Source organism: Cupriavidus sp. GW821-FHT07C08 (assembly GCF_059419025.1).
This window is the reverse complement of record NZ_JBWKQZ010000025.1, coordinates 57503-70291: the sequence shown is the minus strand read 5'-3', so window position 1 is coordinate 70291 and position 12789 is coordinate 57503. Positions and strand designations below refer to the sequence as shown.

The window sequence follows — 12789 nt, the reverse complement described above, 5'->3', positions numbered from 1 at the left end:
CCCCTCGCGGGACGGTTTCGCCGTCCGGTTATTCCAGTGTGATGTTCTGGTCGCGTGCGATCTTCTTGCGCAGGTCCAGCTCGCGCTTGATCTGGGCGGCGTACTGCGCCGGGGTGTTGCCGTCGGCGTAGGCACCGCTGTCAGCCAGGCGGCGCTTGACGTTCGGGTCCTGCAGCGCCTTGACCGCGGCATCATGCACGCGCGTGATGATCGCTGCCGGCGTGCCGGCCGGGGCCACCAGGCCGTACCAGGCCATGTTGTTCATGTCCTTCATGCCGGCTTCGGCAAAGGTCGGCACGTCAGGCAGGCCCTCGACCCGCTTGGGCGCCGCCACTGCCAGCGCGCGCAGCTTGCCGGCCTGGATATGCGGCATCGACGACGGCAGGTTGTCGAACTGCGCGTTGACCTGGCCGGCCAGCGTGTCATTCAGCGCAGGGCCCGATCCGCGATAGGGGATATGGACCATGTCGGTCTTGGTGATGTCCTTGAACAGCTCGCCGTCCAGATGCGAGATGCTGCCCTTGCCGGCTGAGGCGTAGCTGTACTTGCCGGGGTTGGCCTTCAGCATCGCGACGAATTCCTTCAGGGTCTTGGCCGGCACCTTCGGGTTGACCGTCAGCACGTTCGGCACGTTGACCAGGTTGGTGATCGGCGCGAAGTCCTTGAGCGGGTCGTACGGGTTCTTGGGGTTGGTGGCGGGGTTGGTCGCCATTGTGCTGACGGTGGCGATACCCAGCGTGTAGCCGTCCGGGGCGGACTTGGCGAGCGCGTCGGCGCCGATCGTGCCGCCGCCGCCGCCGCGGTTTTCCACCACCACCGGCTGGCCCAGTTCGCGGCCGAGGCCGTCGGAGACCGCGCGCGCGACGATGTCGGTGGTGCCGCCGGCCGCGAACGGAACGATCAGGCGGATCGGCTTGTTGGGGTAGGACTGGGCGTGGGCCAGGCCGGCGTGGGCCAGGCCAAGGGCGGCGATGCAGGCGGCTGCGCCGGCGTTGATAACTGCTTTCAAGGAGTGCCTCCGTTCTTCTTTCACTGATTTGCCAGGCGGGCTGCAGGCGTTTCTTCGGGCGCGACCTTTCGTCTGCGCCCCGCGCTGTCACGGATCCCCGCGCTGGCATGACCGGGCCGTGCCGGGATGCGGCGACGGCCGGCACCTTGCGATAGTTCCGCGATACGGAACTATGTTCCACAATGTGCGCGGATGCGATTCAACCGGGAAAGCGGGCGCAGGGGAATTGGTGAGAACCCGCGTATCAAGAAACCGGCAGCCATGCCGACCGCGCAGAAGCTGGGCGGCGGAAATGAAAAAGCCGGAAGCAAGGCTTCCGGCTTTTCCTGAATTCGCTGGTGGGGCGTGAGTGACTCGAACACTCGACCTACGGATTAAGAGTCCGCTGCTCTACCAACTGAGCTAACGCCCCAACGAAGAAAAAGATTGTAGCAAGGTATCGGATAAGACGCAATAGCCTTCGCGCAATTTCTGCGAGCCAGGCTGTACTGGCCGCTACAATGCCAGGCCACGCGCGCATCCCGCGCGGTGGTTCCGATCCACCAGCTTGCCCAGCCATGCACGCCAGAGTCCTGCGCTATCTCGACGAGGTCGTCCGCCGCGGTTCGATCCGCAAGGCGGCCGAGCACCTGCATGTGGCGCCGACCGCGGTCAACCGCCAGATCCTGGATCTGGAGGCGGAGCTGGGCGCGCCGCTGTTCGAGCGCATCAACAAGCGGCTGCGGCTGACGCCGCTGGGCGAGATGGTGCTGGCCCACGTGCGCCAGACGCTGCGCGAGCACGACGCGCTGCGCGAGCGCATCGAGGACTTCAAGGGCGCGCGCCGCGGCGAAGTCACGGTGGCGGTCACGGCCGGCCTGGCGGGCTCGCTGATGCCGTCGCTGGTGCATGACTTCCGCCAGCGCTACCCGGGCATCGTGGTGCGCGTCGCCGACCTGCCGGTGGTCGACATCATCGCGGCTGTGGAGCAGGGCGACGCCGACCTGGGCCTTGGCTATGACCTGCCTGAACTGCCCGCCTTCCGCGCGCTGGCCACCAGCGACTGGCAGATCGGCGCGGTGGTGCCGCCGGGCCATGCGCTGGCGGCCCGGCAATCGGCGCTGCTGAGTGAATGCGTCGGCTATCCGCTGATCCTGCCGGCGCCCTCGCTGTCGATCCGCGCCATCCTTGACGCGGCCTTTGCCCGCAATGCAATCGAGGTCTCGCCGGTGGCGGAGTCCACCTCGACCGCGCTGATCCGGCAACTGGTGATGCTGGGCACCGGCATCGCGCTGCTGAACCCGCTCGATGTGATGGAGGAGCGCGCCCGCCAGGCGCTGGTCTATGTGCCGCTGCGCGACCGCCACCTGCAGGGCCAGACGCTGACACTGGTGGCGCGGGCCCGTGGCCCGCTCAGCGCCGCGGCCGAGCTGATGGCCGAGCGCATCGGCGACGCGCTGGCGGTGTTGTTCGCGCAGGCGCGCTGAGCAACAGGGTGCCGCAGGTGTCCACTTTTTGTGGACAGGATGATCGGAATTCTGCGCTTGGGGGTGGCTCCTCGCCGCCGTAGACTGGCGGCCATCCAGTCCCCCAATTCGCTTTGCAGAAGGAATTCCGCCATGACCCTGATTGCCCTGAACGCCGACGTGCTGGTCACCATGGACGCGCAGCGCCGCGAGATCCGCGATGGCGCCCTGGTTGCCGAAGGCCCCGCCGTGCAGTGGGTCGGCCCCACCTCGGAACTGCCGCCGCAGTACCGGCGCATGGTCGACGACGGCAGCGCGCAGGTGCTCGACATGCGCGGCCGCGTGGTCACGCCCGGCCTGGTCAACACCCACCACCACATGTACCAGAGCCTGACGCGCGCGGTGCCAGCGGCGCAGGATGCCGAGCTGTTCTCGTGGCTGACCAACCTGTACATGCTGTGGTCGCACCTGACGCCGGAAATGATCGCGGTGTCGACCAAGACCGCGATGGCCGAGCTGATGCTGTCGGGCTGCACCACCACCAGCGACCACCTCTACCTGTTCCCGAACGGCTCGCGCCTGGATGACTCGATTGCCGCGGCGCAGGAGATGGGCATGCGCTTTCACGCCGCGCGCGGCTCGATGAGCGTGGGCCGCAGCAAGGGCGGCCTGCCGCCGGATGTGGTGGTGGAAGAGGAAGCCGCCATCCTGCGCGACAGCCAGCGGCTGGTGGAGCAGTACCACGACAGTGCGCGCCACGCGATGCTGCGCGTGGTGCTGGCGCCGTGCTCGCCGTTTTCGGTGTCGCGCGACCTGATGCGCGAGTCGGCCAACATGGCGCGGCACTATGGCGTGTCGCTGCACACGCACCTGGCCGAGAACGACAACGACATTGCCTACTCGCGTGAGAAATTCGGCCTGACGCCGGCCCAGTATGCCGAGGACCTGGACTGGGTCGGCCACGATGTGTGGCATGCGCATTGCGTCAAGCTGGACGACGAGGGCATCGCACTGTTTGCCCGCACCGGGACCGGCGTGGCGCATTGTCCGTGCTCGAACATGCGGCTGGCGTCCGGCATTGCGCCGGTGCGCGCCATGCGCGATGCCGGCGTGCCGGTGGGCCTGGGTGTGGACGGCAGCGCCTCGAACGACGGCGCGCATATGCTGGGCGAGGCGCGCCAGGCCATGCTGCTGCAGCGCGTTGGCTACGGGCCGGCCGCCATGAGCGCGCGCGAGGCGCTGGAGATTGCCACGCTGGGTGGCGCGCGCGTGCTCAACCGCGACGATGTCGGCGCGCTGGCGCCGGGCATGTCGGCGGATTTTGTCGCCTTCGACATGTCGCAGGTCGGCTTTGCCGGCGCCGGCCATGACCCGGTGGCGGCGCTGGTGTTCTGCACGCCGGCCAATGTCGCGGCGAGCGTGATCAACGGCAGGGAAGTGGTGCGCGACGGTGCACTGCTGACGGCCGACCTGCCCAACGTGCTGCTGCGCCATCGTGCGCTGGCGCGTACGCTGTTCGAGCGGGCCAGCCAGGGCGCCTGATGCAGGGACCGCTGTGGCGTGGGCATGTGCCTGCGCCGCAGCGGATAAGCCAATCAAGCAAGCGCACAAAGCAAAAGGCCGGAAGCATTGCTGCTTCCGGCCTTTCTGTATTCGGTGGTGGGGCGTGAGTGACTCGAACACTCGACCTACGGATTAAGAGTCCGCTGCTCTACCAACTGAGCTAACGCCCCAACGAAGAGGGAGATTTTAACATGATTTCCGGCGCTGTCAAATGTTTGATGCACTTGCAGGAACAACCCCCGTCGTTGTGACCGGGAGCCACACATACGCGCGGATGGAACTCAAAGACGGCCGCGATGGTCTTCGCAATGAGCGCATTCGCATGGGCTCTATCCATACGATTTTGCCGGAGCCATGTTAGGATGTTTCTCCACTTGCATATGGAGGGCTGCACCGATGGAAATCAAATTCCAAGAGCAAGAGCGCTACGACATCAATAATGAAGGCTTGCTGTTCCAGGCACTTGTCAATGGCGAGAAGGTGACTTGCGTGGTGACACGCGAAGCACTGTGGGAAGGCTTCAGTGCCGACCAGGTACTGTCGCTGGAAGAGGCATTCCGTGCCGGTCGCGAAACCATCGAACGCGCCGCCGTGGTGCTGATCGAGCAGGGCGCGCCCCAGCCAATCGTCGTCAAGCGCGCCCACGTGGCGCCGATCTGATGCGGATGGATGCCCCGGCCAGCCCCCGGCATGCCGCGGGCGCCCATCTGTTGTCAGGTTCCCAGACGTAGGGCCGTCCGGCCTTGCGTGCCAAGCCGGCAACGCCGGCACAGGCAGTCTCCCGGTTTTCCCGTTTCAGTTTCCTGGTTTTCCTGCAGCCGTATTGTGGCTTGAACGCTGGTGCGCGGCCGCCGCTCATGCCGACGCGCCGGCGCTTCAGTTCATTGTGCTGCCGGGGCCGCGGCGCCAGGCCGTGACGCGCACTCTTCAAAGATCCGCACTGTGCATTGCGCGCAGATGTCCGGCGAGAGCTGGTCGACGATCGTGTGCAGCGCCTGCCGCTTGGTCGGGAAGATATGGTCGGCCCCGAGCTTGTCGGTAAAGCCGGTCTGCGCCCAGGTCTGCAGCACCTGCGTGCGCGGGCGGTGGAAGTACAGATCGCCGCCCAGCGCGCGCCGTTCGGCGAGCTCGTTTTCCCACATCTCGGCACCGGCCAGGTCGATGAAGTTCATGCTCTTGGTCATCGCCAGCAGGTGCGTCTGGCCGGCGTTGACCGTGCGCAGCCAGTGCAGGCGATCCGTCACGTATTGCACGGCGCCGAAGTAGATCGCGCCTTCCATGCGCAGCAGCTTCAGTTGCGGGCATTCCGGCTGCGGACGGCGCAGCTCGTCCAGCGGCGTGAAGCGCCGGCCGGGATCGTCGGCGTCGGGCACCAGGCTGCGCACGGCAGGCCGCGACGTGCGGTACAGGTAGGCCACCAGCGACAGCACGGTGCCGAGCAGCACCGCCATCTCCAGCCGGATCACCAGCGTGGCGGCGAAGGTGCCGATGGCAATGGCGAACTCCGTGCGGCTGAGCGTGAAGATGCGGCGCAGCCGCGCGGTGTCGAGCAGGCCCCACGCCACCAGCAGCAGCATCGCGGCGATCGCCGCCATCGGGATCTGTGCCAGCAGCGGGGCGCTGACGGCCACCAGCGCCACCAGCCACAGCGCCGAGAACACGCTGGCCAGCGGCGTGCGCGCGCCGGCTTCGAAGTTGGGCACCGAGCGGTTGAGCGAGCCGCACGAGATATAGCCTGAGAAGAAGCCGCCCGCGATATTGGACAGGCCCTGGCCGATGAACTCGCGGTTGGCGTCGATATGCTGGCCCGAGCGCAGCGCCACCGCCTTGGCGATCGAGATCGACTGGCCCAGCGCGACGATGGTCAGCGCCGAGGCGATGCCCAGCAGGTCGGGCAGCTTGCGCCAGTCGACATCGGGAAGGTGCAAGCGCGGCAGCGCCGACGGGATCGGCCCGACCACGTTGACATGGTGGGCGCCGCCCGCGCCGGACTGGTTCAGCAGCAGCGCCACGCCATAGCCGGCTAGCAGCCCCAGCAGCATGAACGGCAGCCGCCGCCACAGCCGCTTGCACAGCAGCGTCACCACCAGCGTGACCGCGCCTACGGCCGCCGCGCCCCAGTTGATGGTGTCGATGTTTTTGAACAGGTGACGCAGCACGCCGAACGCACTGGTGCCGGTCGGCACCGCCAGCCCGAACAGATCCTTGAGCGCATACAGGCCGATCAGCGTCGCGGCGCCGCAGGTGAAGCCGAGCAGCACCGACGGCGAGATAAAGTTGGCCAGCGTGCCAAGCCGCAACGTGCCCACGGCGAGCTGGATCACGCCCACCACGATGGTGACTGCCAGCGCCAGCCCGATATAGGCCGGGCTGCCGGCAAACGCAAGCGGGCTCAGCATCGCGAACAATGCCAGCGAATTGGCGTTGGTCGGCCCCGACATCACGTGCCAGCTCGAACCGAACAGCGCCGCCACGATGCACGGCACCACCGCGCTGTAGATGCCGTATTGCGGCGGCAAGCCGGCCAGCGTGGCGAAGGCCACGCCCTGCGGCAGCACCAGCACGGCGCCGAGCAGGCCGGCCACCAGGTCGGCGCGCAGCGTGGTCTTGTCGACGCGCTGGCTCCATGGGAACAGGCGCGGCAGGAGTGATCCGGGATGGGACGCGGGCATCGGCAATGAAGGGAAAGGCTCAGCCGGCCTCGCCGCCGCGCCCGGGCGGTGGCGAGGCAACGGATTCGGGTGGGGTGGATTCTGGCAGGTTCGGCTGCGGCGCAAGGCCGGCCAGCATGGCGTCGAGCGCGCGGTAGACCTCGGTCAGACGCTCGGGGCCGAGCCGCTGCGCCAGCTCCTGGTAGCGTGCATCGACCAGCGGCTCCATTTGCATGATGATGGCGCGCGCCGACGGCGTCAGGCTGACCAGCTGGCGGCGCTGGTCGGTGGCAGAGCGGGTCCGTTCGACCAGCCCGGCGTCTTCCATGCCGCACAGCATGCGGGTCAGGCTGGGGCTCAGGATCAGGCAGGCATCGGCCAGCTGGTTCGGCTCCATCGGCTCGTGCTCGTTGAGCGTGCGCATCACGCGCCATTGCTGCTCGGTGATGCCGAACTGCCGCAGGATCGGGCGAAAGCCGGCGAGCAATGTCTCGCGCGCTTGCAGCAGCAGGTGAGGAAGGTTGCGGTGGCGGAACATGGCCTGGCTGGTGTGGCTCATGCCCGCAGTGTAGCGGGCGCGGCGCCGCGCGGCGAGCGGGGCTTGTCCGGACTTCCCTGAACCTGCGCGCGGCGCCAGCGGCGCGTTCAGCCGCAGCTGAGTGTGGCGACCACCGGCGTGTGGTCCGACGGCTGCTCCCACGTGCGCGGCACGCGGTCGATCACGCAGGCGCTGCAGCCGCTGGTCAATGCCGGCGACAGCAGGATGTGGTCGATGCGCAGGCCCGCATTGCGGCGGAATGCCATCATGCGGTAGTCCCACCACGAGAAGGCCTTCTCAGGCTGCTCGAACTGGCGGAACGCATCCGCCAGGCCGAGCTCCACCAGCGCGGCGAATGCGGCGCGCTCCTGTGGCGAGACCAGGTTCTGGCCTTCCCATTTCTTGGGGTCGTGCACGTCGCGGTCTTCCGGCGCGATATTGAAGTCGCCCAGCAGCGCCAGCTTCGGGTAGCGCTGCATCTCTTCGCGCAGCCAGGCCGTCATTGCATCCAGCCACTTGAGCTTGTAGACGAACTTCTCCGAGTCCAGCGCCTGCCCGTTGGGAAAGTAGGCGCAGACCAGCCGCACGTCGCCGTAAGTGGCTGCGATCACGCGCTGCTGCGCGTCCTCGAAGCCGGGGATGTTGCGCACCACGTCGGCGGGGCCGGGCATGCTGGCGTCGCGGGCGAGGATGGCCACGCCGTTGTACGTCTTCTGCCCGGTGTAGATGCTGTGGAAGCCCGCGTTCTCCAGCTCGGCCAGCGGGTACTTGTCGTCAGGCAGCTTCAGTTCCTGCAGGCACAGCGCGTCGATCGGCGCGCCGGCCTGGTCCTGCTCGGCCAGCCATTGCAGCACCTGCGGCAGGCGCACCTTGAGCGAGTTGACGTTCCAGCTGGCAATGCGAAGCGGGCCGCTGGCGGGCAGGGCGGCGGCGCTCATGCTGCCATCCCGCCGTGACGCAGCAGCGCGTCGATCTGCGGCGCGCGGCCGCGGAATGCGACAAACGAGTCCATCGCCGGGCGGCTGCCGCCCACCGACAGGATCTCGCGCTGGTAGCGCGCGCCGGTCTCGCTGTCGAGCACGCTGCCCGACAGCTGCGCGGCTTCTTCGAACGCCGCGTACACATCAGCCGACAGCACCTCGGCCCACTTGTAGCTGTAGTAGCCCGCCGCATAGCCGCCGGCGAAGATATGGCTGAAGGTGTTCGGCCAGCGCGACAGCGGATGCTGCGGCACCACGTGCACGCGGTCGTTGATCTGGCGCGACAGGTCCAGCACCGAGGTGGCGCCGGCCGGGTCGAAGTCGGTGTGCAGGTGCATGTCGAACGACGAGAACACGATCTGGCGCAGCGTCATCATGCCGTTCTGGAAGTTCTTGGCCGCCAGCATGCGGTCAAACAGCGCGCGCGGCAGCGGCGCGCCGGTGTCGATGTGCTGCGTCATGCCGGTCAGTACCTCATACTCCCAGCAGAAGTTCTCCATGAACTGCGATGGCAGCTCCACTGCATCCCATTCCACGCCGTTGATGCCCGACACGCCCAGCTCGCCCACCTGCGTCAGCATGTGGTGCAGGCCATGGCCGAACTCATGGAACAGGGTGATCACTTCATCGTGCGTGAACAGCGCGGGCTTGCCGCCCACCGGCGCCGAGAAGTTGCAGGTCAGGTAGGCCACCGGCGTCTGCACGCCGCCTTGCTCCAGCACCTTGCGGCCGCGCGCGTCGTCCATCCAGGCGCCGCCGCGCTTGCCTTCGCGCGCGTACAGGTCGATGTAGAACTGGGCCAGCAGCGTGCCGTCGGCGGTGGTGACGCGGAAGAAGCGTGCGTCCTTGTGCCAGGTCTGCGCCTGCTCGGGCTCGATGCGCACCGAGAACAGCTTCTGCACCACGCCGAACAGGCCCTCGAGCACCTTCGCTTCCGGGAAGTACTGCTTGACCTCTTGCTCGGAGAACGCATAGCGCTGCTGGCGCAGCTTCTCCGAGGCATAGGCGACATCCCACGGCGCCAGTTCAGGTAGCCCCAGCTCTGCCGCGGCAAAGGCCTTCATTTCGGCCCAGTCCTTCTCGGCATAGGGGCGCGCCTTGACGGCGAGCTCGTCGAGGAACTTCAGCACCTCGGCCGGCGATTCGGCCATCTTCGGCACCAGCGAGACTTCGCCGTAGCACTGGTAGCCCAGCATCTGCGCCTCTTCGCGGCGCAGGGCCAGCTGCTCGCGCATATTGGCGGTGTTGTCCCAGTCGGCCTGGCCCTGGCCATGCTGCGGGCCCAGCTCCGAGGCGCGCGTGACGTTGGCTTCGTACAGGGTCTGGCGCAGCGCGCGGTCGTCCGCATACTGCAGCACCGGGAAGTAGGACGGGAAGTGCAGGGTGAATTTCCAGCCGGCCTTGCCATCCTTCTCGGCGGCATGGCGGGCGGCTTCCTTGGCGTCGTCGGGCAGGCCGGACAGGCGGGCCTCGTCCTCGACATGCAGCGCGTAGGCGTTGGTGGCATCCAGCACGTGGTCGGAGAAGGCCTTGGACAGCTGGGCCTGCTGCTCCTGGATCTCGGCGAAGCGCGGCTTCTTGTCCTCAGGCAGCTCGGCACCGCCCAGGCGAAAGCCGCGCAGTTCGTTTTCGATCAGCTGGTGGCGCGCTGCGCTCATGCCGGCGAACTCCGGGCTGGCGGCCAGCGCCTTGTACTTGTCGTACAGGGCCAGGCTCTGGCCGAGCGAGGACCAGAACTCGGTCATGCGCGGCAGGTTCTCGGCGTGAGCGCGGCGCAGTTCGGGCGTATCGGCCACGGCGCTCAGGTGGCTGACCACGCCCCAGGCGCGGCCCAGCGGCTCGGTGGCCGCTTCCAGCGCCTGCACGGCGCTGGCCCAGTCGGCGGGCGTGGCCGGATCTTCGGCGCGGGCGACGGCCTGCTGGGCGCGTTCCAGCAGCACGTCCAGCGCCGGGCTGATGTGCTCGGGCCGGATCTCGGCAAAGCGGGGCAGGTCGGAAAAGTCCAGCAGAGGATTGGTAGCGTTGGCGGCTTGGTCCATGGCGTGTTCTCGGTTGGCTGGCCTCGATCGGGCATTATTCCCGCAGATGGGGCCGGGGCGCCGGATTTTCCAGAGCCCCGGGTGGCGTATCGTACGCGCGGCCTCAGCCGGCGGCGCGCTCGGCGGCTTCCAGTGTATTGACCAGCAGCATGGTGATGGTCATCGGGCCGACGCCGCCCGGCACCGGCGTGATGTAGCCGGCGACTTCACGCACGCCGGCAAAGTCGACGTCGCCGCACAGCTTGCCGTTGTCGTCGCGGTTCATGCCCACGTCGATCACCACCGCGCCCGGCTTGACCATGTCGGCGGTGATCAGGTTACGCTTGCCGACCGCGGCCACCACCACATCCGCGTCGCGGGTGTGGGCGCCGATGTCGCGCGTCTTGCTGTTGCAGATGGTGACGGTGGCGCCGGCCTGCAGCAGCAGCATCGCCATCGGCTTGCCGACGATGTTGGAGGCGCCCACCACCACGGCGCGCGCGCCGCGCAGCGGGAACTGGACCGATTCCAGCATCTTCATGCAGCCGTAGGGCGTGCAGGGGCGGAACAGCGGGGCGCCGGTCATCAGCGCGCCGGCATTGGCCACGTGGAAGCCGTCGACATCCTTTTCCGGGGCGATGGCTTCAAGCACCTTGTGGCTGTCGATATGCTTGGGCAAGGGTAGCTGCACCAGGATGCCGTGGATGTTGGGGTCCTGGTTCAGTGCCTCGATGCGAGCCAGCAGTTCCGCCTCCGACAGGTCGGCCGGGTAGCGGTCGAGCGAGGAATGAAAGCCGTTGTCCTGGCAGGCCTTGACCTTGTTGCGGACGTAGACCTGGCTGGCCGGGTCCTCGCCGACCAGGATCACGGCCAGGCCGGGCCGGTGACCACGCTCAGTCAGGCGGGCGGCGCGCAGGGCGGCTTCGGAGCGGATTTGTTTGGCAAGGGCGTTGCCGTCGATCAGGTGGGCAGGCATGGAGGCTGGGCGGGTATGTGGCCGGGAGGTGGAGGTGCCGCCGCGCGCCGGAGCGCGGGTTGGGCTAAAGGCGGAATTATAAAGGTTGCGTGGGGCTTGCCGCACGGAGCTTGACCGTGTGCAAGGGCCGGGCGGGGGCAGCGCTGGTAGCATCGCCCGCATGCACACCGCGCTCCCGTCCCTGCTGTCCCACCCCTTGCTGCTGTTGCTGTCCCTGGCGGCACTGCTGTGGGCGCTGACGCGCCGGCCCTGGCAGCTGTTGCGGCGCAATGCGCTGCAGAACGCCTGGCTGGGTGCGATGGTGCTGGTGGCGCTGCTGTGGACGTTGCGCGCCACGCTGGTCGGCGGGCTGGTGATCCAGCTGCTCGGCGCCACGCTGATGGTGACGCTGTTCGGGCTGCCGCTGGCGCTGCTGTCGCTGTTCGTGGTGGACGTGGTGTCGCTGTTCGGGCTCGAATACTTGGCCGGGCACGGCTGGGCCCAGTTCGACTGGCCCTCGCTGTGGGTGCGCTACGTCTGGCTGGCGCTGCTGCCGGCGCTGATCTCCGCGGCGCTGCAGGCAATGCTGCGGCGCCTGCTGCCGCGCCATCCGTTCGTCTTTATCCTGGGGCACGGCTATTTCACGGCCGGGCTGGCCGCGCTGGGCGCCAGCGCGGCGGAGGCCGGCTGGCGCCACCTGACGGCACCGGGTCTGCCATGGAGCGTCGCCGATACCCTGACGGCAGCCGTCATCCTGGCCTTTGGCGAGGCCTTCCTGACCGGCATGCTGGTGGCGATTTTTGTGGTCTATCGGCCACAATGGGTCGTCACGTTCCGGGACGAGGAATACCTGGACCGCTGACGGGACTGAGGGGATGCAGAGGCGGCGCCGGACGGCGCGCGGAGAGGGCAGCCGGTGCGGCCGCGGGCCGCACCGGGTCAGGCGGAGGCAGGCGCCAGCCGCTCAGCTGTTGCGCGACAGCGCCAGGCGCAGCAGGTCGGCGACGGTGTTGACGTTGAGCTTTTCCATGATGTTGGCGCGGTGCGCCTCCACGGTCTTGATGGAAATGCCCAGGTCGTCGGCGATCTGCTTGTTCAGGCGGCCGGCCACGATGCGCTCCAGCACCTGCTGTTCGCGCGTGGTCAGCTTGCCCAGCAGGTCCTTGGCGGCGCGCTGCTCGCGTGCGGCGGAATGGTCGGTGCGGGCCTTGGTCAGCATGCGCTCGACCAGCGCGCGCAGCTCGGACTCATCGAAGGGCTTTTCGATGAAGTCGATGGCGCCGCGCTTCATCGTCGACACCGCCATCGGCACGTCGCCGTGGCCGGTGATAAAGACGATGGGAATGTCGATCTGCTCGGCCAGCATGCGCTCCTGCAACTCCGGGCCGCTCATGCCGGGCATGCGCACGTCGAGGATCAGGCACGACACCTGGCTGGCATCGTAGGCGGCGAGGAACTGCTCGGCGCTTGTGAAGCTGCGCACCTGATAGCCATTGCCCTCCAGCAGCCAGGTCAGCGAGTCGCGCATGGCTTCATCGTCGTCGACGATGAACACGGTCTCGCCGCGGTGGGGCGTGGGGTTTGGCGTTGCGGTCATGTAGTCTCCTCGGGACAACAATTCATTGCTGCG

Annotated in this window: 11 protein-coding genes and 2 tRNA genes; 4 read left to right on the top strand and 9 right to left on the bottom strand. The window is 67.7% G+C overall.

Features of this window, described 5'->3' with window-relative positions:
* Window positions 1-28: 28 nt before the first annotated feature.
* Both AC07UK_RS26905 and AC07UK_RS26900 read right to left on the bottom strand, forming a co-directional pair.
* A complete protein-coding gene (locus AC07UK_RS26905) occupies window positions 29-1009 on the bottom strand; it encodes a Bug family tripartite tricarboxylate transporter substrate binding protein (protein ID WP_436221332.1) in 981 nt (326 codons plus the stop codon).
* Window positions 1010-1345: 336 nt separating this feature from the next.
* A tRNA-Lys gene (locus AC07UK_RS26900) sits at window positions 1346-1421 on the bottom strand.
* Window positions 1422-1566: 145 nt separating this feature from the next.
* Between AC07UK_RS26900 and AC07UK_RS26895 the strand changes: the two genes are divergently transcribed.
* Together AC07UK_RS26895 and AC07UK_RS26890 are read left to right on the top strand one after the other, a co-directional pair.
* Entirely contained in the window at window positions 1567-2475 is a 909-nt protein-coding gene (locus AC07UK_RS26895) for a LysR family transcriptional regulator (RefSeq protein ID WP_494686822.1), read from the top strand.
* Window positions 2476-2607: 132 nt separating this feature from the next.
* Complete coding sequence (locus AC07UK_RS26890; protein WP_494686821.1) at window positions 2608-3996, top strand: 8-oxoguanine deaminase; 1389 nt, start codon at window positions 2608-2610, stop codon at window positions 3994-3996.
* 115 nt (window positions 3997-4111) lie between these two features.
* Here the strand turns inward: AC07UK_RS26890 and AC07UK_RS26885 are convergent.
* Window positions 4112-4187: transfer RNA gene (locus AC07UK_RS26885), tRNA-Lys, on the bottom strand.
* Between the two features lie 226 nt (window positions 4188-4413).
* Between AC07UK_RS26885 and AC07UK_RS26880 the strand changes: the two genes are divergently transcribed.
* On the top strand, window positions 4414-4677 hold the full coding sequence (locus tag AC07UK_RS26880) for a DUF1488 family protein (protein ID WP_010813081.1): 264 nt from the start codon (window positions 4414-4416) through the stop codon (window positions 4675-4677).
* Between the two features lie 221 nt (window positions 4678-4898).
* Here AC07UK_RS26880 and AC07UK_RS26875 read toward each other — a convergent pair whose 3' ends face one another.
* The 5 genes from AC07UK_RS26875 to folD all read right to left on the bottom strand — a co-directional run bounded on the left by AC07UK_RS26875 (window position 4899) and on the right by folD (window position 11180).
* Window positions 4899-6689: a SulP family inorganic anion transporter gene (locus AC07UK_RS26875; RefSeq protein ID WP_494686820.1), complete on the bottom strand. Its 1791-nt coding sequence runs from the start codon at window positions 6687-6689 to the stop codon at window positions 4899-4901.
* A gap of 19 nt (window positions 6690-6708) precedes the next feature.
* Window positions 6709-7227 carry a homoprotocatechuate degradation operon regulator HpaR gene (hpaR, locus tag AC07UK_RS26870; RefSeq protein ID WP_436221337.1) on the bottom strand — a complete coding sequence of 173 codons (519 nt, stop codon included), beginning with the start codon at window positions 7225-7227 and terminating at the stop codon, window positions 6709-6711.
* Window positions 7228-7313: 86 nt separating this feature from the next.
* Entirely contained in the window at window positions 7314-8144 is an 831-nt protein-coding gene (xth, locus tag AC07UK_RS26865; RefSeq protein WP_436221338.1) for an exodeoxyribonuclease III, read from the bottom strand.
* Window positions 8141-10225 carry a M3 family metallopeptidase gene (locus AC07UK_RS26860; protein ID WP_013956385.1) on the bottom strand — a complete coding sequence of 695 codons (2085 nt, stop codon included), beginning with the start codon at window positions 10223-10225 and terminating at the stop codon, window positions 8141-8143. Before AC07UK_RS26860 ends, xth begins: the two co-directional genes overlap by 4 nt.
* A gap of 103 nt (window positions 10226-10328) precedes the next feature.
* Entirely contained in the window at window positions 10329-11180 is an 852-nt protein-coding gene (folD, locus tag AC07UK_RS26855) for a bifunctional methylenetetrahydrofolate dehydrogenase/methenyltetrahydrofolate cyclohydrolase FolD (RefSeq protein ID WP_013956386.1), read from the bottom strand.
* A 160-nt stretch (window positions 11181-11340) separates the two neighbouring features.
* Between folD and AC07UK_RS26850 the strand changes: the two genes are divergently transcribed.
* A complete protein-coding gene (locus AC07UK_RS26850; RefSeq protein ID WP_436221339.1) occupies window positions 11341-12021 on the top strand; it encodes a hypothetical protein in 681 nt (226 codons plus the stop codon).
* 102 nt (window positions 12022-12123) lie between these two features.
* On the opposite strand, the gene AC07UK_RS26845 is transcribed toward AC07UK_RS26850, so the two are convergent.
* Window positions 12124-12756, bottom strand: coding sequence for a response regulator transcription factor (locus tag AC07UK_RS26845; protein WP_010813074.1), 633 nt, complete (start codon window positions 12754-12756; stop codon window positions 12124-12126).
* Between the last annotated feature and the right edge of the window lie 33 nt (window positions 12757-12789).